Annotated in this window: 16 protein-coding genes; 11 read left to right on the forward strand and 5 right to left on the reverse strand. The window is 53.5% G+C overall.

Going from position 1 to position 18,550, the window contains the following annotated elements:
* Positions 1–51: 51 nt before the first annotated feature.
* The 5 genes from AC2FLD_RS00485 (at position 52) to AC2FLD_RS00505 (ending at position 5,204) form a co-directional block, all read left to right on the forward strand.
* Positions 52–966, forward strand: coding sequence for a LysR family transcriptional regulator (locus tag AC2FLD_RS00485; protein ID WP_496671227.1), 915 nt, complete (start codon positions 52–54; stop codon positions 964–966).
* A 331-nt stretch (positions 967–1,297) separates the two neighbouring features.
* Positions 1,298–2,716, forward strand: coding sequence for a circularly permuted type 2 ATP-grasp protein (locus AC2FLD_RS00490; protein WP_496671224.1), 1,419 nt, complete (start codon positions 1,298–1,300; stop codon positions 2,714–2,716).
* Between the two features lie 2 nt (positions 2,717–2,718).
* Positions 2,719–3,660: an alpha-E domain-containing protein gene (locus tag AC2FLD_RS00495; protein ID WP_496671221.1), complete on the forward strand. Its 942-nt coding sequence runs from the start codon at positions 2,719–2,721 to the stop codon at positions 3,658–3,660.
* A 3-nt stretch (positions 3,661–3,663) separates the two neighbouring features.
* The gene (locus AC2FLD_RS00500) at positions 3,664–4,461 is read left to right on the forward strand and encodes a transglutaminase family protein (RefSeq protein ID WP_496671218.1); all 798 of its coding nucleotides are present in this window, start codon (positions 3,664–3,666) and stop codon (positions 4,459–4,461) included.
* Positions 4,462–4,472: 11 nt separating this feature from the next.
* Positions 4,473–5,204, forward strand: a complete 732-nt coding sequence (locus AC2FLD_RS00505; protein WP_496671215.1) for a proteasome-type protease — start codon at positions 4,473–4,475, stop codon at positions 5,202–5,204.
* A gap of 270 nt (positions 5,205–5,474) precedes the next feature.
* On the opposite strand, the gene AC2FLD_RS00510 is transcribed toward AC2FLD_RS00505, so the two are convergent.
* Entirely contained in the window at positions 5,475–6,881 is a 1,407-nt protein-coding gene (locus tag AC2FLD_RS00510) for a metal-dependent hydrolase family protein (protein WP_496726059.1), read from the reverse strand.
* Positions 6,882–7,050: 169 nt separating this feature from the next.
* Between AC2FLD_RS00510 and AC2FLD_RS00515 the strand changes: the two genes are divergently transcribed.
* Positions 7,051–8,091 carry an AraC family transcriptional regulator gene (locus AC2FLD_RS00515; protein WP_496671213.1) on the forward strand — a complete coding sequence of 347 codons (1,041 nt, stop codon included), beginning with the start codon at positions 7,051–7,053 and terminating at the stop codon, positions 8,089–8,091.
* A 200-nt stretch (positions 8,092–8,291) separates the two neighbouring features.
* Entirely contained in the window at positions 8,292–9,284 is a 993-nt protein-coding gene (locus AC2FLD_RS00520; protein ID WP_496671210.1) for a DMT family transporter, read from the forward strand.
* Between the two features lie 1,439 nt (positions 9,285–10,723).
* Here AC2FLD_RS00520 and AC2FLD_RS00525 read toward each other — a convergent pair.
* The 4 genes from AC2FLD_RS00525 to AC2FLD_RS00540 all read right to left on the reverse strand — a co-directional run bounded on the left by AC2FLD_RS00525 (position 10,724) and on the right by AC2FLD_RS00540 (position 15,091).
* Positions 10,724–11,887, reverse strand: coding sequence for a M20 aminoacylase family protein (locus AC2FLD_RS00525; protein ID WP_496671206.1), 1,164 nt, complete (start codon positions 11,885–11,887; stop codon positions 10,724–10,726).
* A gap of 180 nt (positions 11,888–12,067) precedes the next feature.
* Positions 12,068–12,637, reverse strand: coding sequence for a hypothetical protein (locus AC2FLD_RS00530; protein ID WP_496671203.1), 570 nt, complete (start codon positions 12,635–12,637; stop codon positions 12,068–12,070).
* 37 nt (positions 12,638–12,674) lie between these two features.
* Positions 12,675–13,874, reverse strand: coding sequence for a tyrosine-type recombinase/integrase (locus AC2FLD_RS00535; RefSeq protein ID WP_496671200.1), 1,200 nt, complete (start codon positions 13,872–13,874; stop codon positions 12,675–12,677).
* A 194-nt stretch (positions 13,875–14,068) separates the two neighbouring features.
* Positions 14,069–15,091: a LacI family DNA-binding transcriptional regulator gene (locus AC2FLD_RS00540; protein ID WP_496671197.1), complete on the reverse strand. Its 1,023-nt coding sequence runs from the start codon at positions 15,089–15,091 to the stop codon at positions 14,069–14,071.
* A gap of 136 nt (positions 15,092–15,227) precedes the next feature.
* Here AC2FLD_RS00540 and AC2FLD_RS00545 point away from each other — a divergent pair, with 136 nt between their 5' ends.
* From AC2FLD_RS00545 to AC2FLD_RS00560, 4 genes are all read left to right on the forward strand, one after another.
* Positions 15,228–15,413: a hypothetical protein gene (locus AC2FLD_RS00545; protein WP_496671195.1), complete on the forward strand. Its 186-nt coding sequence runs from the start codon at positions 15,228–15,230 to the stop codon at positions 15,411–15,413.
* Positions 15,414–15,437: 24 nt separating this feature from the next.
* Positions 15,438–16,583 (forward strand): TRAP transporter substrate-binding protein, encoded by a 1,146-nt coding sequence (locus tag AC2FLD_RS00550; RefSeq protein WP_496671192.1) that lies wholly within the window; start codon positions 15,438–15,440, stop codon positions 16,581–16,583.
* Between the two features lie 111 nt (positions 16,584–16,694).
* Complete coding sequence (locus AC2FLD_RS00555) at positions 16,695–17,207, forward strand: TRAP transporter small permease (RefSeq protein ID WP_050602528.1); 513 nt, start codon at positions 16,695–16,697, stop codon at positions 17,205–17,207.
* Between the two features lie 11 nt (positions 17,208–17,218).
* Positions 17,219–18,547 (forward strand): TRAP transporter large permease, encoded by a 1,329-nt coding sequence (locus tag AC2FLD_RS00560; RefSeq protein WP_496671190.1) that lies wholly within the window; start codon positions 17,219–17,221, stop codon positions 18,545–18,547.
* Positions 18,548–18,550 lie beyond the last annotated feature (3 nt).

Consider the following 18,550-nt stretch of genomic DNA (forward strand, 5'->3'; position numbering starts at 1 on the left):
AATAAAATTGTTTTTTGTTGCCTTTAAAGTGGAAAAAGTTATCCAAGTGTCATGGTCGAAATAACACTCAAACAATGCCGCTACTTCCGAGCAGTGGCGCAGACTGGTGGGATCGCATCAGCAGCGCAGCTCGTTAGCATCTCGCAGCCCGCCGTTGCCCAAGCTATCGCCAAACTGGAAACTCAAACGGGACTTGTGTTGTTTCGACGCTTGCACGCGCGCGGAATGGAGCTGACGGCACAAGGTGTCGAGTTCCTTCGATATGCTGAACAAATGCTGGTTTACGCCGAAAAAATGGACGTCGCAGTGGCAGATATTGCTGCTCACAGAATGGGAACATTACGCCTAGGCTGCTTTCAGTCGATTGCGCCGTTCTACCTGTCGCACATCCTCAGCGTCTTCCCGAGACACATGCCTGGTGTAGTTTTGGATGTCGACGAACTTCTGCAAGAAGACCTGATCGTAGCCCTGGGCCGAAACGAAATCGACCTAGCGATCCTTTATGATCTGGGCATTGATGACACCTTGTTCCGCATACGTCCTCTTGCAACGGCAGACCTCTATCTGATCGTCCCACCAAACCACAGGCTTTCAAAAAGGGCGTCCGTGTCAATTCGTGAGATCGACGGAGAGGAGTTCGTGCTTTTCGATGCGCCTCAAAGCCGGGACTATTTTCTTAGCATTTTTTCCGAGTTCGATATTGCACCGAAGATCACGTTTCGATCGTCGTCGATTGAATCGGTTCGCTGTAACGTGGCAAACGGGCTGGGTGTTTCGCTTCTCTCGATGAAACCTGCCGACAACAAAACCTACGACGGCGGTCGGGTTGTCCCGATCAAACTCTCCGATGCAATACCGCCGATGCGAATTGTCATCGCGTCACATATGGCAGCCCCAGAGAATCTGCTGGCTGACAGGTTTACCGGCATTTGTCGGAGCCTGTTCCAGGACCGGAAAATGCCATAGGACGTTGCGAGGCCGGAAGCTAAATAACGTGGAGAGCGGTCATTTATTGGACGCAGGGAAACGCCTGCTTTGTCCCGTATGGCAGACATTCATCGTAGATACAGCGAAGGTCCACTTTGAGCCCAAAGCGGACGTTCCGATGCAGCGAAAAGCCATGTAATGCTCAGTGCATCTCAATGAATGTGACATCAACTGAAAACACGAATAGCACCGCGTTGTTTAGACCATCACAATCGTCAATAAGCCTGAAAATTAGACGCTCCTTCCCTAGGCAGCATCCAACCAAGCCTGAATGACTTGAAAAATCTGATCTATGCGTAAAACTAAGAGCATGAGTGAGTATTTTGATGAAATGTTCAACGGCGATGGATCACTTAGAGGTCCATACGAAGAGATCGGCCGCTGGTTCAATGCGGAAGACGCATCACGACTGAGGGCGAAACAGCGCGAAGCCGAAGAAGTCTTTAGGCTGATGGGCATCACTTTTAACGTATACGGCAAAGCCGAGGCCGAGGAACGTCTGATACCGTTTGATATCGTACCACGAGTTATTTCAGCGCGGGAATGGCAGCGGCTGGAACGCGGTATCGAACAGCGGGTGCGGGCAATCAACGCATTCCTACATGACATTTACCACCGTCAAGAAATTGTCCGGGCCGGGCGCGTGCCGGCAGAGATGATTGCCGGAAACGAGGCCTTCCTGCCGCAGATGCTTGGTGTCTCACCGCCCGGTCAGGTCTATACGCACATAGTCGGGGTCGATCTGGTGCGAACCGGACCGGACGAGTTTTTCGTTCTGGAGGACAACGCCCGTACGCCATCCGGGGTCAGCTATATGCTGGAGAACCGGGAAACCATGCTAAAGATGTTCCCCGAGCTCTTCAGCGCGACGAATGTTTGTAATGTTTCAGACTACCCCCGCAATCTGAGACGATCTCTTGCTGCCTGCGCGCCGGCTTGCGCCGACGGGGAACCAACCGTCGCGGTGTTAACCCCAGGCATCTATAACTCGGCCTATTACGAACATGCGTTCCTCGCAGATCAGATGGCTGTGGAATTGGTCGAAGGCCACGACCTACGCGTTGTCGATGGGCGCGTTTGCATGCGCACCACCAGAGGCTATAAGCCCATCGACGTACTTTATCGCAGGGTGGATGACGACTTTCTGGATCCGCTGAATTTCGACCCCGACAGCGCATTGGGCGTGCCGGGTATTCTGGACGTCTACCGCGCAGGAGGCATTACGATCGCTAACGCGCCGGGAACGGGTATTGCTGATGACAAGGCAATCTACTCCTACATGCCTGAAATCGTTGAATTCTATACAGGCGAAAAGCCACTACTTCAGAACGTTCCTACTTGGCGTTGTAGCGATCCCGAATCTCTGTCCTTTGTGCTGGATAACCTGTCCGACCTTGTGGTCAAAGAAGTGCATGGATCCGGCGGTTACGGGATGTTGATCGGCCCAACCGCAAGCAAGAAAGAGATTTCGGCTTTCCGCGCTAAACTCAAATTAAGGCCCGCGAATTATATCGCTCAGCCGACATTGTCACTGTCAACGGTTCCGATTTTCTCGCGCTCGGGTCTCGCCCCCAGACATGTTGATCTGCGGCCATTTGTTTTGGTGTCTTCCGAAGGCATCAATATCACACCCGGTGGTTTGACGCGGGTGGCGCTGAAGAAAGGGTCGTTGGTTGTGAACTCAAGCCAGGGCGGTGGAACCAAAGACACTTGGGTTCTGGAGGACTAACCATGCTGGGGAAAACTGCTGGTGGGTTGTTCTGGATGTCCAGATATTTGGAGCGAGCGGAAAACGCCGCCAGGCTACTGGAAACGGGTCAGAGAATGGCGCTGACCCGGACCAATAATTCGGCAGAGGAATGGGGTTCTGTTCTGAAAACGGCCGGCGTTCTGGACGGATACCTCGCCAATTATGATGAGGTTGCAAAGGACAACGCAATAGACTGGATGCTACGCGATGCCGATAACCCATCCTCAATCAGGTCAGTCATCAAGCTGGCAAGAGACAACGCGCGCCTTGTCCGAACCGCACTGACCCACGATGTCTGGAGCGCGGTTAACTCCACGTGGATGCAGATCGACGAGGGCATGAAACGAAGGGTAAACGAGCGGGATTTGCCGGGCACGCTGGAGCTCATTCGTCAGCAGGCTGCCTTGGTTCGAGGTGCCACTCTGGGTACTATGCTTCGCAATGACATTTTTGATTTCACGCGTATTGGCACTTTTGTTGAGCGAGCCGACAACACCGGGCGCATTCTGGACGTAAAGTATTACGTCCTTCTGCCCACCGCCTTCTCGGTCGGTTCGTCGCTGGACAATATCCAGTGGGAGAGCATCCTGCGATCGGTTGGTGCGGGTGGCGGGTATCGGATGACACATGGTCAAAAGACAAGACCATCTGACATCGCGCAGTTTTTGATCCTTGATCAACGCATGCCACGCAGCCTGCATTTTTGCTGCAGAAAGATTCAGGAAAACCTGTCTTATTTGAAGAAAGACTATGGCTTTTCCGGGCCTTCATGTGAGGCGTCCAATACCCTTTTCGAGAAATATCTGGATCTGCGAATTTCCGATGTTTTTGAAGCCGGACTCCATGAGTACATTCAGGATTTTCTGACCGATCTCGGCAACTTAAGCCGCCAGATCGAAATTGATTACCGATTCTATGAGTAGCCAATGAAACTGCACATTCGACACGAGACACGATACGATTTCGACGCGCCGGTTCCCTTCGGGCTGCAGCAGCTGAGGAAAACGCCAAAGTCATTTCGCAATCAGAACATAGTAAGTTGGAGTACCGAGATCTCCGGCGGGCGCAAAGAACTTACATGTGAAGACTACCACCGCAATACGGTGGAATTGATCAGTTTCGAACCTAATACCCAAAGCATTTCGTTGATCTCCGAAGGGGTTGTTGAGGTGCAGGACACACATGGCGTACTGGGGCGTCACGAAGGGTCGACACCATTGTGGCTATTCAAAAGAAGCACACCTCAGACAATGCCGGGGAAAGGGGTCGCCGATGTGGTAGGCGCGTTGCCAACAGGCAAACCACTTGAGCAGATGCATGCCCTGTCTGAAAGAATTCGAACACAGGTCGCGTATGAGGTTGGAAGTTCGCACCCGGGGTGGAGCGCTGAAGACGCTCTCACAGCAGGGTGTGGCGTGTGTCAGGACCACGCGCATATTTTCATTACCTGCGCGCGGCAGATCGGAGTGCCGGCACGCTATGTATCCGGTTACCTTATGATGAACGAAACGGAACTACAGGACGCGACCCATGCCTGGGCCGAAGTGCATTTGGATGGTTTGGGGTGGGTCGGGTTTGACGTTTCAAACGGTATTTCACCTGATGATCGATATGTACGTGTCGCGACCGGTCTGGACTATTCCCAATCTGCACCAGTAATAGGGAACAGAAAAGGGACAGCGGGCGAGCAATTGACAGTGCAGTTGCAGGTCGCACAGCAGTAACGGAGAATCTGATGACCTATGCTGTGGGCATGCGGCTGAACTGCGGACTAGTTTTCATGTCCGATACACGCACAAATGCAGGCGTGGACAATGTTTCGACCTTCAACAAAATGTTCAACTGGACAGTCGAAGGTGACCGGTCGATAACCATCCTAGCGGCCGGAAACCTGGCGACTACTCAGTCCACAATAAGCCTTCTGGAAGAGCGGACGAAAGTGCCGGAAGAACGCTCGCCGTCCATACTGGAAGCGCCGACAATGTTTCAGGTTGCGCAATTGGTCGCCGCTACTCTGAACGACGTCATCGAGGAGCATGCCCGGTCCGGTCAGCAAGCCGACAGTGCCTTTCACGCGACACTCATTTTAGGTGGGCAGATAAGGGGCGGCCCGTCACGCCTGTTTCTGATTTACCCAGAAGGCAACTTTATCGAGGCTGGCGACGACACCCCGTTCTTTCAGATTGGAGAGACAAAATACGGTCGCCCAATTCTGGTACGCGCCTATGATCCGGAAATGAGTTTTCCGGAAACCGTAAAACTCCTGCTTGTAAGTTTCGACTCCACAATTAAGGCGAACCTATCTGTCGGAGCTCCGCTTGACCTGCTTCTGTACGATGAAGACAGCTTTGAAAGTGGTACACGGTCCAGATTCGAAACCGACGACCAGTACTTTCGCATTATTTCCGAAGGGTGGGGCGACGCATTGAAATCCGCCTTGTCCAAACTTCCGGAATACAGCTCTTAGTGAAAACCAAACGGTTGAATGCCGGCTTTGTCCGCATAGCGGTCGCTCATGCCAAGTGCAGCGAATGACCGCAATGAGCCCCAAAGTGACACTTTCTGCACCACTCATTAATGGCTGCTTTTAGTTATCGGTTTCTTCACGCTTCAGGGAATGAGCCCAGCACGCTTTCATTGGGAGTGTTTGTTGTACAAAATGCGATCTAGACAGCTACTTCAGGTATGAGATGCCGGAAACGCGTGGCGACCGTCTTGAAGCCGCCACGCTTATTAATCAGTTCAGAGTATTTTTATAGATCACGCCATCTTTCATGATCAGTCGCATCGTCGGGATGTCACGAGGACGCGGTTCGGCGTCGTACCATTTCTCGTTGCCGCCGATGACACTGATGTCTTCAAGCGGGTTTCCATCGACAATTAGAACGTCGGCATAAGCGCCTTCCGCAATCAGACCGAGAGGACCTTCGAGGTAAGGATTGGCTTTCCCCGAGTATGCCAGAAGCTCCCCTGCCGAAGAGGTTGCCGCTACAAGCATCGCATGGTTGCCGAAGAGTTCAGCGTGGAACCACTTTTCGTGATCCATTTGTGTCCGGAATTGTTCTGCAGGGGCAAAAACGATGTCAGACTGGAACGCCATTTTTGGTCGGATTTCCTTGACGTTTTCAACAAAATCCTTGGAAAATTCAGTTGCCAAAGCGAGTTTCGCTTGGTTTTCCTTGGTTTGAAGGCCTGGGTTCTGTTCGATATAAGGGGATATTCCAGTCATCTGAGAGACAAGGAAGATATCATTGTCCTTCATCAGCTGAAGTGTTTCCCGGCTGGCGAAAAAGCCATGCTCGATGCTTTTTACACCCGCCTCAATGGCACGCGTAATTCCCTCGTCAGAGAAGACGTGAACGCCGACATAGGTATCCCAATCGGCTGCAGCGCGTACCGCCGCTTCAAGTTCTTCGGGTTGGTATTGAAGTGTGTGAAGTGGATCAAGAATCGAAGCGACGCCACCTCCCGCCATCATTTTGATCTGGGTGGCCCCTTGAGACAGGTTCTGACGAACAGCCGCCATGACACCATCTACACCGTCTGCCACATACGTGATTCCGAGACGTTGCGCATTGCTGTCATTGGCATAGGGAGGCAAATTCGGGTTGCGCATTGATGCGGTCCGAAAGTCGCCGTGGCCTGACGTTTGTGAGAGAAAGGCACCGGCTGGGTAAATGCGCGGGCCATCGATCAGACCCGCATCGACCGTCTTCTTTACACCCGACCCTCCGCCGCCCATTTCGCGTACGCTGGTAAACCCGCTATACAGGTATTCATTGGCCATGTGCGCCGCACGCGCTGCAATTTCGTCCCAGGTTGCAGCCTCCACGGCACCAAGGCCGCCACTAATGTTCAGGTAAAGATGCGAGTGCGCATCGATCAGCCCAGGCATCAAAGTGCGTCCATCGCAGTCAATCTGGTTTGCCCCTTCTGCCTCAAGTGACGTATCGCCGACAGCCGAAATCAGATTGCCCTCAACCAGAACATTTTGCCCTTCAATCAAGGTTTCCGTGAGACCATCAAACACCGCACAGTTCGTGAATAGAACCAGTGCCGGTGAAGCCTCTTCCTGAGCGAGCGCCGACGTAGCCGTTGCTGTCGCGAGCAAAACACCTGCAACAGATTGTAGTATGCTCTTCATATCGATCTCCCATTGGATCAGCCCCTGTGCTCGGAGCGTTTGAACTGAGAAACAGTATAAGAATTGACGGACCCATTGCCTGTCTTTGGGGCGCGGTGGTGGCAGTTTTTTGCCCCATAAGGACTATTTAGAGCAGTTTATTCCCTCTTGGTTGTTCTGAGACGCTAGGATGAAACTGAACATCAAAGCGAATACTGAATCGATGAATCACACCTTACCACTCGTAAAGCTGAGTGTTTTGCGCCCCTTCGCCACGGAACTCCACGAACGCGGTATTGACCCGGAACCAGTGTTTGAGAGCGTCGGGTTAACTGAGGGTGCAATCTTTGAGGCCGACCTCTCAGTTCACGTCATGGTCATCCACCAGTTTGTCGAGAACGCCGCCAAGTCTGCCGAAGATCCCTTTTTTGGGGCCCGCGTTGGAAGCAAACTCGATGTTCAGGGTTGGGCGATACTTGAGGACGCTGAGGCGCGCGCGTCAACGGTGGGAGACTTCCTGTCGATCTTTATTGCGCGGTCCAACGAAATTGCCAGCTCTGTCACAGAACATCTCAATATAGTCGGCCAAACGGCAGTTTTTGGTGAAACGCGCTCTTTTGCACCCCAAATCCTGCCCGCTCAGAACGATGCATTCATGGTGGCGCTCGGCCTGGCCGTTCTCCGGCGGGCTTTGCGCAATCGGTTGGACCCATCGAAAGTAACAGTTACTGTAAGCGACCCCAAGGTTTTGCCATCGGAATTCGACCTGATGCATCCTATGAGGGGGAACAGAATGGGGTTCTGCATCCACTTTCCGTCGTCTTGGTTGTCCCTAAAACTGAATCCTGTGTCGTCCAGTTTAGCCACGGAGGAGATATCCAGCTCGGCTGCCGACGGGTTTGTTCAATCCTTTAGGCAAATGCTCCGGGCACACATCGAACAGATTGACCTGAGCGCTTCAAAATGTGCGGCTCTCGCATCGATGAGCCAGCACAAGCTGAAACGACGACTAGCTGAGAACGGGACCAACATTACCAACGAGATAAGCTTCGTGAGGCAGCAATACGCAAGAGAGGTTCTAGTCACGACCAGCAGGTCGATTTCCGATATCGCGACCGTTCTCGGGTTCACGGACGCCGCCAATTTCGCCCGAGCCTTCCGCCGCGCAAACGGCATGACGCCAACCGCTTTTAGAAAATTGCAAGAAGTCGAGGACGGTGAAAAAAACTGAGTTGTTCGCCGAACCAGACACTCATCCCGGCAAGACCGACGGCTGCTTCGTCCGCATTGTAGACATTGGTCCAGATTAGTGGAACGGCGGATTCTGTGCCGAAGCGGTAAAGCCGAGACCGTTTTCTGCGGGCCTCCCCGGAACTCAATTTCACGTTATTTGTTCGCTGGAACGCAGCTACAGTCACAATAAAGATCGACGTGTCGTTGTCGCAAATGATGCAGAACGTACTCGCAGACACAACTAGGCTGGCTCTGGGTTTGGAGTTTATTGCAATTACGACTACTGACAACATACCGAGCTCTTCAGGCGCCCATCAACACGGTGTTCTGTTTGTTTTTGCCGCTGGCGTTCTTTGGTCAACGGTGGGTCTCGGCATTCGCCTGATAGAAGAGGCCGGCGTCTGGCAAATCCTGCTCTACCGCTCGATGGCGATGTCGCTGTTCCTCTATGTCGTTATTTGCTTTCGGTCTGGTGAAAACCCGTTCGTTCAGCTTCGCCGAACCGGCTTGCCCGCTGTTGTCGCTGCCTTGTCTTTGCTGGCTGCTTATTCCGGCGCGATTTACGCAATACAGAATACATCTGTTGCCAACGCGATGTTGCTCTTTGCTACAGCACCGTTTTTGACGGCTGTTCTAGCATGGATTGTCCTTCGAGAGCCTGTACGCAGAGCGACTTGGATTGCAATCGTGATCGCACTGGTTGGAATTGCGATCATGGTTGTCGATAAATCAGGAAACGTTGTTCTGAAAGGCAGCCTAGCCGCACTTGGGTCCGCGTTCGGTTTCGCTGTCTTTACAGTTGCGCTGCGCTGGGGTCGAACGTCAGAGATGCTGCCGTCCGTGTTTCTGTCTGGGCTCTTCGGAGTCATCATCACCCTTGCGATCTGCCAGCTTCAAGGTCTTTCGCTGATCACAAGCCTGAATGACGGCAGCGTAGCCTTTGCCATGGGGATCTTTCAGGTCGGGGCCGGTTTGATCCTCTACACCATTGGATCGAGAAGTCTGCCAGCGGCAGAACTCACTCTCCTATCGTTGGCTGAAGTACTACTGGGCCCGCTTTGGGTTTGGCTTTTCTTAGGAGAAACCGCGACGACCGACACGCTGATCGGAGGCGCGGTCCTGCTTGCCGCGATTGTCGGAAACGCAATGTCTGGACAACGCCGCAAGCCTCCTCCAATCACAGGTCCATAACTGAAGTTCGGTCCAAATTCGGGTGATTTGAGCACAACGACGAATAGCAGTTTCGTCCGCTCAGCGGCCACAGCCCGAATTTTTCAAATGTCTTCGGTTTACAATAGCTGCGATTGAGGTTGGGGCGTTTTAAAAGGTCCTGACCCTAGAGCAATCGTAGGGGCTGGCTGAGGGGGGTCGGGCCAGCCCCTATCTTCATCACGAGGGGGTAAGTTGATAATTTAATCCCACACTACTCAATTGGCGTCTTGCCCTAAATTGGGGGATTCCCGTAATGCAGCAAGCTCAGTCGAAATAGTCTGTTTCCAAAGTGCGAACGGTAAGTTTCAGAACGAGCCGTGGACACAACTTTGCCACAATGCGATCCTCTTCCCGTGGGCGGCACGTGAAGATTTTTGGGTGATCCGGTCTTTCTAGCCGGATTTTAGGGGGTTGTTGAGTTCGGCGTGTCGCCCCACGAGCTTTTCATTATCTGTTCGAAGATTGAATTGCGATTTTTGAATGTCAGGAGTCTACCGCACCTTTCATCCCATGGGCGCAATTTGAACAAACGGCAAATCTATCAGAGTGAGGCGGCGCGCCCTGATGGGGATTTACGATTTTAATGAGGGGGTACGAGTTCGGCGCGTCGCAGTTCTCGCAACAATGGGCTAGCGGTCAAATAACTCCTGCCTCTGCGCGGGGCATTTTTTGCGGTATTGTCTCACAAATTCAATACACGGGTGATGGTGGGTATGCGTTTTGATTAAAATAGACGGTCGAGTTTTCGCTGATTAGCTTCATGCTCAAGCATGTGCCGCACAAGGTTTGGTCGATTAAACCATAGGATTTCTTACACCTTGTCCAATAGACCGTTAGTCGATTGGCAGATTCCGCTTGCTATCCAAATCTGAACGGCAATCTGTTCGTCATTTATCCAAACCGCTCTAACGGTCTAACCGGACGACTCAAATCGTGCCAATCAGCGCAGCGCGGAGCTAAATCCGACGCATTTGGAAAACTACGCAGATTCCTACGCGGGAAGGTGCCGATGACTACGCGGATACTGCCTTTCCCGTTTGATCGAGCGCGAAGTGAAGAACCCTCTTCAACCTTATCATTTGTTCATGCGAGGCGTGGCTCGCTTTCTAACTGTGGCTACCCTCTCAAAATTCGAAACCGTTTTGCCAGAAATCGTGGCCTATGCGTATTCGATCTGCCAATCGTTTGCGGAAGCGCAAGGCCCGCTACAAGCGGCGACTGCTGCCCGCAGCATAACTGCAATTTTCGAGAAGATCTGCTGCCGATCGAAGCGGCACAGGGCCCATGAGTAGCCGCAAGAAAGAGCATGACTTAAGTGCAAAGTAATCTCTTCCTACTAACCAACTGACGGCAAACCATCTAACCAGGAAATAGGTTTCTTAGTACAGCGGTTGTCGTATTGGGTCAGCTACTCCTGATCAAATTGGCATGCGCCTCTCCGCCATCTCCGCGTACCATGTACCGCCTGCCGGGATTATGTCGTCGTTGAATTCGTACGCCGGGTTGTGCAGGGCGGCGCTGTCACCATTGCCGATGAAGAGATAAGCCCCGGGCCGTTCGGCCAGCATTTCAGAGAAATCCTCGCCGGGCATGACCGGGTCGAATTCACGGATTACATTGCCGGAAACTGCCTGTGCCACCTTAGCAGCGCGCGCAGCGGCTTCTGGGTTGTTGATGGTGGGTGGCACGCGTGAAGTGTAATCTAGATGTGCTTTTGCGCCGTTTGCTTGCGCCGTCAGTTCGGCAAGCTCGCGTAGACGTTTTTGCACGATCTCATGTACGTCAGCATCGAAATAGCGCACCGTACCACGCAATATTATCTCTTCCGGGATAACGTTGAAGGTATTGCTGTCACTGCGCAGTCCGCAGGTGGAAACAACAACGGATTTTAACGGATCGATATTGCGTGCCGCGATGGTCTGTAGCGCGGTAATCACCTGCGCAGCAGCCACGGTTGTATCCACCGCAATATGAGGTAGCGCCGCGTGGCCTCCCTTGCCCTTGATTGTGAGTTCGAAAAACGCAGTAGCGGCCATTTGTGGTCCGTCGCGCACTGCAAACTGACCAGCTGGAATGCCCGGCCAATTATGCATACCATAAACTTCCTGAATGCCCCAACGGTCCATCAATCCATCGTCAAGCATCGCGCGCGCGCCACCGCTACCTTCTTCAGCGGGCTGGAAAATCAGCACTACGGTACCGTTGAAATTGCGCGTCTCGGCTAGGTATTTCGCAGCACCAAGCAGCATTGCAGTATGTCCGTCATGACCGCATGCGTGCATAACGCCAGGATTAGTCGAGGCGTACGATAAACCTGTGGTTTCCGGAATTGGCAATGCATCCATGTCCGCTCGAAACCCAATCGCCTTGCCTGATGTCTGCGTTCGACCGTGAATCACGCCCACGACCCCGGTCCGGCCGACGCCAGAGACCACATCATTGCAGCCAAACTCAGTGAGCAATTTGACCACCTTTGCAGCAGTTCGATGTTCTTCGAACCGCAGTTCGGGATGAGCATGAATGTCCCGCCGCCACTCAGTGATCTCGGCATGCATTTCGGCAAATCTGTTGCGGGCGGGCATGAGGTGCATCTCCTACTTCGTTCGGTCAGGACTATGGCTACAGGTCGGCACGCCCGCAACAAAATATGCCAAACTCGCCAGGTGAGACTCCGCCTTGAAGCAAGAGCAGCCTTCAGTTCTGTTTGCCTGAACGGCTAGAGTTTCGAAGCCACGAAAACAGAGGCATTGTCCGCAAAGCGGTCAATTGCCTTCGGTCTCACAAACGAAGCCTGATGTTACGCTGACGCGGCTGGTATCGAGCAGAGCCCAATAGCCGCTTTCGACTAAGATTCCATCTGGAAGCATCACGAAAGTAATCACGCTAGCGCCGCGCTCGCCGAAGCTCTCTGACCTGTGGCAAGCATGAAAACCGTTTCGTTGGTCATTGCACTTGAGCAACCAAGTGCGCTCGATGTCGTGGTCATCCCAGGTAAAAATACCCTGATCACCGTCAATGCTATACGTGTGATTTGGCCTGTCAGGGTGAGTGCAGGACATCTCCAAAGACACTGCCGCAGTACCAACAAGCATCAGAGTGCTTGCAGGTAGAATGATCCGTTGAAAGGTTGACATGCGTCCACTGTGCATCGCTGCCGTTCCGCCTTGCAAGCTCTCTAAATCCGAAGGGCCGCTGGCGGCAACGGCCTTTGCTTTGAATGTCTGCTCCGTCCGCACAACGGTCACAGCCCAAATTTTGACGAACGTCTGCAATTTAGTGTGAAGCTGCAGTTGAATATATGCTTGTTTTCGGGTCTTGCCCCCAGAGTACACAAAATTTGTTTCATAAACGAACCGAGCCGCTGCCTATCTAACCGCGAAGCTGCAATATCTTGCTTTCGGTCTGGGCTACGAAATCGGCCCATTTCTGCATGAGGACACGTCGCTTATCCAGCAGATCCGAGCGCGCATAGGACCGCTCCACCTTATTGCCGATGGCATGAGCTAAGGCCGTTTCCCCGGTTTCGAAACTTGCCGTTTCATTGTCCTGAATCCACATCCTGAACGACGACCGAAAGCCGTGTATGCGACCCACTTCATTTAGATGGTTCAGTACCTTCGCCATGGCAACGTCGCTGACGCCTTTATTCGTCCTCGGGCTTGGAAACAGGAAGTCATTGCGGCGTAGTTCGCGGCATATCTCAACCACGTTCATGGCCTCGGTCGATAGAGGGATACGGAAATCCTGCACTTTGCCTCGTTCGCCTTTCATGCGCTCTTTTGGGACCGTCCACACGTCGCCGTCAATCTCATCGAATCGAGCCCCGCGAACGGGCATCCCGCGCGCCGCCGTCAGGATCGTGAAACGCAGAGCTAGGTAAGAGGGGTGATGTTGATCCAGCCGCGAGTACAGATCAGGGATCTCTTGCCAAGGCGTTGCGGGCAGGGGCTTTTGAACGCGCTCGACATAACCCAACATATGACGGGCCGCGTCACAGATGAACGGTTCCGCCTCATAGCCCATCAACTTTGCCTGCCGCAGAACCATGCGAGTGCGGTACATCGCCTTGTCGGCAGTCTCATGCTTGGTGCGCCAGATCGGTTTCAAGGCATCGTGAATATCGCGCTGGTGCAGGGTGCTGATTCTGCGATTGCCGATCTTGGGGATTACGTGGTTCTTGAGCGGCGAAAACCACATGCCTCGCTTGCCATCGCCGCGCAGACGCTCCTTGCGCCCATCGAACACCAGTTGTGCCATTTCCTCAAACGTAGGGTCGTTCTGGCTGTTTTCTTCCTCTAAGCGCCGACGCTCACGTTCCGCAATCGGATCTTCGCCGCGTTCCGCGAAGGCGGTCCACTTAGATCGTTCTTTACGTGCATCATGCAGGGACATGTCAGGGTAAGAGCCCAAGCCCATATCTCGCCGCTTTCCATTGATCTGGAAACGGAATGTCCAGCGCCCGCCGCTCTGCGACCGCTTTAGGGATAGGCCGCCACCATCCTGCACGACGCTGCCGGGAGGCGCGTTCTTTACTTGTGTCGCGGAAAGTCGGTTATTTCCTCTTGCCATATCTGCCCCACATTCTGCCCCACACGTGCGTTGGGTTGATTTGCCACATGATGACACAATTAGCTACAAGTGAAATTTGCAAAATGGAACACAAACTGTGGGTTACGTTCTATTTGCGACATGTTGCAACAGCAACATGGTGCTCGCTACCCACTCCAGAATCCAGTCTCATGTGTTACGTGGTTTCCCGGCGCTTAAACTGTTGCTGCCTGCAAAGATTCTCGGTTTATCAGTCGTGTAGATAGTTCAACTGAACGACCGGACGCGCTTGTTTCGATCATGTGAATCAATTCCAGCGCCGCTTTTTGCCCCATTTCACGATGAGGGACATGAACCGTGGTCAGCGCGGGCGAAACGATACGGGCCAATTCGATGTCGTCGAACCCGGTGATCGAAACATCGTCAGGCACGCGCAGCCCCATCTCTTGCGCCTGGCGTATTGCACCCACTGCCAGAACGTCGTTGCCGCAAAGAACTGCGGTCGGGGCAGGGGCGTAAGACATGAGATCCCTGAAGGCTTCAGCGCCATTTTCGATTTCATAGGTGGTTTCGACTACGAACAGATCATCCGGCGCCAGTCCGTTCTCGGCCATCGCGTCTTTGATACCCGCGATTCTCAACCGCGCGCGATCGTTACCCTTGCTGATGCCCGAAATTGTCGCAAGATGCCTGTGCCCCAGCGCGATGACCTGTTGAGCGAGGGTATTCATGGCTTGCCGGTTGTCGAATCCGACCGAGGGTGTGCGGTTGGTCGGGTTGAAAGACCAGGCAACCAGCGCTGGCACCTTTTGCCGTTCGAGATAATCATATATCTGCTCTTCACGATCGTGACCGATCAGCAAAAGCCCATCAGCGCCGCGGGCAACCAGTGTTCTGATTTGCTCTTCTTCGGCTTCGGGTCTGTAGGCAGAGCTTGAGACGAGCAGCGTGTAACCGCGTTTGTGCAATTCTTCCTGAAACGCCTGCAAACCGCGCGCAAAAATGGCGTTTTCCATCGTTGGTATGATTGCTCCAATAGTAAATGACCGTTTTGCCGCCATCACGCGGGCTGCGAAGTTTGGCGTATATCCCAGTTCATCAACCGCGCACAAAACACGCTGGCGCGTGGCTTCAACAACCTGTTGCGGATTGTTCAGGCACCGCGACACAGTGGCGGTTGAAACCCCCGCAGCCTTGGCAACGTCATCCAACGTCGGTGCGGATCGATGTTTTGACATTTTCAAACCCGTTATTCCGTTTGCCTTAAGTTATGCGCTTTTTTGGGACGATGATAGTGCCTATGTAAGCGCTTGCATTTATCATGTAAGCGCTTACAACAGAATTAGAGAACTGATTCTGTAGGGAGTCCCAAATATGTTTGTCGAAGCATCTGCCGCCGTTTTTGCGATCTACTTCGCCAACGTCGCCCTGGGTGCCTATGCGAACAGCGCGTTTCTTGGGGACGTTGGAGAGATGTTGGTTCTGTTCGCGGCGTCGATCTTGTTCGTTGTCGCAATTCTGAAAAAGGAAGCTGACCGCGACGCAACAGACGGCAGCTGAATTTTTTGCTTGGGAGGGCAATTCATGAACAACGACAAGACCGAACTGGCGTCCGCTGAACGCCGTAATTTCCTGAAGTTGAGCGCAAGTGGTGCGTTTACCGCCGCTTTGGTAGCCGGGGCTGGCGGGGTGTTGTGGTCGTCCGAGGCCGCCGCGCAAACCGCCAAGGAGGAGCGCGAGCGCGAGCAGGCGGCAGAACATGTGATGACTGTGGCCACGGCTTATGTGCTGGGCGCATCACGCAGCTATCCAATCATGCAACTTGACCTGAAAGAGAACATTCAGAACGCCACCAACGGTAAGATCTATATCAAACTGGCACCGGGCGGGCAGTTGGGTGCAGGTGGTTCACTGGTGCAGAAAGTGCAGGGCGGAACCATTCAGGCTGCGCAGCATTCGCTTTCGAACTTCGCGCCTTTTGCGTCGACCGTTGACCTGATCAACATGCCGTATCTTTGTGGCTCGAACCAGCGTTTCACCAACCTTGTCCATTCGGACACGTGGGAGAACGAGGTTCATCCGAAGGTCGAGGCTGCGGGCTTCAAGGCCCTGTTTTACGTGAATATCGATCCGCGTGTTGTTGCAGTTCGTCAGGGTGGTAACGCCGTTATTACTCCAGGCGACATGAGCGGCATCAAGTTCCGTGTTCCCGGCTCAAAGATGCTTCAGCAATATTATCGCATGGTTGGCGCCAACCCGACACCTGTCGCCTGGGGTGAGACACCTTCGGCCATTAAACAGGGTGTCGCGGATGCGCTTGATCCTTCTGTCGGCGCGCTGTTTGTCTTCGGTTTCAAGGACATCCTGAGCCACGTGACCTTCACGCAGGCGGTGCCGGACAGTCAGGTGTATTCCTGCAATCTTGAGTGGTTCAACTCAATGCCAGCAGACGTTCAGGACGGCATCATGTGGGGGTCTGAAATGACCGCGCATCAAAACCTGTCCAAGGTTCCGTCTGCTCGTGCTTACGCCATGGCCGAGTTGAACAAGGCGGGCGTAGAATTCCACTCGCTCAGCGATGATCAACTGGCCGAATGGCAGGATGCGGGTGGCTATCAGAACGCCGATTGGGACCCGTTCAAGACCGAGCTGGCCGGATCGATGGAAAACTTCGAAAAGCTGGTCGAAGCCGCCGGAACGCAGGGCAAATACTACGTTCACGACGCATAGTACCCAAACTGTGGACGCCGTTTTGGCGTCCACAACCTTGTCGCACAGACCGACTGCAATACTCTTGCCGTTCCGGGCAAGGGGATCGCTGTCCTATCGCCGGGGGATCTGATGACCATTCTTCAAAACCTTGACCGAAACGCAGAGCGCTGGTTGCTGCTGGTTTTCTACGTGATGCTGGTGATCACCATGGCGATCGAAGTGCTGCGGCGTGAGATATTCGCCTATTCCTCGATCTGGGGCGAAGAGATCGTTCGCTATTCCTTTATCTACCTCGCCTGGATTGGCGCGGCTGCGGCGGTCAAGGAACGCGCCCATATCCGTATTGATGTCATCATGCACTACCTCAGTCCTCGTCCCAAGGCGGTGCTGTATATCTTCGGCGATCTGGTGATGTTCGCCGTGGCCGCTATTGCACTCTACTGGTCTTATGAAGCGGTGCATGTTTCAGCAAAATTTGGCTCGGTGACGGATGGTCTGCGGGTTTCAAAAGTTTGGTTCCTGATGGCTGTACCCACCGGATTTGCGCTGATGATCTGGCGACTGATCCAATCCCTGATGCGTGATTTGAAATGTCTGCGAGACGGCACACCCGTCTTCGAAGGCGACAAGTTGTTTGACTGAGGAGACGCGCAATGCTTTGGAATTCCCTCAATCAAACCGTTGAACTGGGCTGGGACTTTTATGTCCCTGTGATCCTGTTCGTTGCTTTGATCGCTATGGCTGTGCCTGTATGGGCCGCCATTGGGTCGGCAGCCATCGTGATGCTGATCATGTCCGGCGACCTGCCGCTAAGCCTGGTGGGCGAGAGCCTGTTCACTGGTATCGACGCCTTTGCTCTAACTGCCGTTCCCCTGTTCATTCTAACCGGGGACGTGCTGGTTCGAACAGGATTGTCGCGTAAATTTCTGGACGTGGCCGAGGCACTGACGTGCTTTGCCAAAGGCGGTTTCGGGTCGGCTACGGTGCTGGTCTGCGGCATGTTTGCTGCAATCTCGGGTTCGGATGCTGCAGGGGCTGCAGCTGTGGGACGAATGACCATTAATCGTCTGGTCGAAAGCGGTTATCCGCGCCCTTATGCCTGTGCTCTGGTCGCGGCAGGGGCCTGCACCGGTATTCTGATCCCACCGTCGATTGCATACATCATCATCGGGCTTGTACTGGGTATTTCCGCCTCGACCCTGTTTCTGGCCGCATTGATCCCCGGTCTGGCCATTCTGGTGTCGATCCTGATCACCAACATCATCATGAACCGTCTTTATGCCTATGAAGGTGGTGGACTGATGACCATGAGTGAATGGTTGTCCAATCTGGGCAAAGCCCTGAAATCTGGTTGGTATGCCTTCATCGTGCCGGGTATCATTTTCTACGGCATCTTCTCGGGCCGCCTGACGCCGACCGAGGCCGGTGCGACTGCAGTTGTTGTCACTATCATCATGGGTTTCATCCTGCGCACACTGACACTGGCCGATTTTCCGTCGATGCTGGTCAGTTCTGCCAAGGTGAACGGGGTAATCCTGCCGATCATCGCCTTCTCTGCACCACTGGCCGAGGCGCTGGCGATCATGGGGGTTCCGCAGGGATTTGTGACCTCGATAACGGCAATGACCGACGATCCCTATCTGCTGATCCTGTTGATGATCGGCATTCTGATCGCTGCGGGCTGTGTTATGGAGACGACGCCCAATATTGTGATCCTGGCACCAATATTGAAACCGCTGGCGGATAATATCGGAATGAATGAGATTCAGTTCTGCATCATGATGATCACCGCGCTGGGTGTTGGTTTCATCACGCCTCCGCTGGGTCTGAACCTGTTCGTTGTTTCTGGCATTACCGGAGAGTCGATTCTGAAGATTGCCGTCCGGGCTGTGCCCTTCGTATTGACCATGCTGATTGTGGTGCTCTTAATTGCCTACGTACCAGCTGTCTCGACCACTTTGCTTCCTGAAATCTACCAATAGGAC

The sequence above is a fragment of the Ruegeria sp. CDSA021 genome, from assembly GCF_059612325.1.

Coding starts and splice junctions, on each gene's coding strand:
- AC2FLD_RS00550 (WP_496671192.1), top strand. CDS start 15,438: ATGAACAACGACAAGACCGAACTGGCGTCCGCTGAACGCCGTAATTTC.
- AC2FLD_RS00560 (WP_496671190.1), top strand. CDS start 17,219: ATGCTTTGGAATTCCCTCAATCAAACCGTTGAACTGGGCTGGGACTTT.
- AC2FLD_RS00535 (WP_496671200.1), bottom strand. CDS start 13,874: ATGGCAAGAGGAAATAACCGACTTTCCGCGACACAAGTAAAGAACGCG.
- AC2FLD_RS00510 (WP_496726059.1), bottom strand. CDS start 6,881: ATGAAGAGCATACTACAATCTGTTGCAGGTGTTTTGCTCGCGACAGCA.
- AC2FLD_RS00545 (WP_496671195.1), top strand. CDS start 15,228: ATGTTTGTCGAAGCATCTGCCGCCGTTTTTGCGATCTACTTCGCCAAC.
- AC2FLD_RS00555 (WP_050602528.1), top strand. CDS start 16,695: ATGACCATTCTTCAAAACCTTGACCGAAACGCAGAGCGCTGGTTGCTG.
- AC2FLD_RS00505 (WP_496671215.1), top strand. CDS start 4,473: ATGACCTATGCTGTGGGCATGCGGCTGAACTGCGGACTAGTTTTCATG.
- AC2FLD_RS00485 (WP_496671227.1), top strand. CDS start 52: ATGGTCGAAATAACACTCAAACAATGCCGCTACTTCCGAGCAGTGGCG.
- AC2FLD_RS00525 (WP_496671206.1), bottom strand. CDS start 11,887: ATGCCCGCCCGCAACAGATTTGCCGAAATGCATGCCGAGATCACTGAG.
- AC2FLD_RS00500 (WP_496671218.1), top strand. CDS start 3,664: ATGAAACTGCACATTCGACACGAGACACGATACGATTTCGACGCGCCG.
- AC2FLD_RS00495 (WP_496671221.1), top strand. CDS start 2,719: ATGCTGGGGAAAACTGCTGGTGGGTTGTTCTGGATGTCCAGATATTTG.
- AC2FLD_RS00490 (WP_496671224.1), top strand. CDS start 1,298: ATGAGTGAGTATTTTGATGAAATGTTCAACGGCGATGGATCACTTAGA.
- AC2FLD_RS00515 (WP_496671213.1), top strand. CDS start 7,051: ATGAAACTGAACATCAAAGCGAATACTGAATCGATGAATCACACCTTA.
- AC2FLD_RS00540 (WP_496671197.1), bottom strand. CDS start 15,091: ATGTCAAAACATCGATCCGCACCGACGTTGGATGACGTTGCCAAGGCT.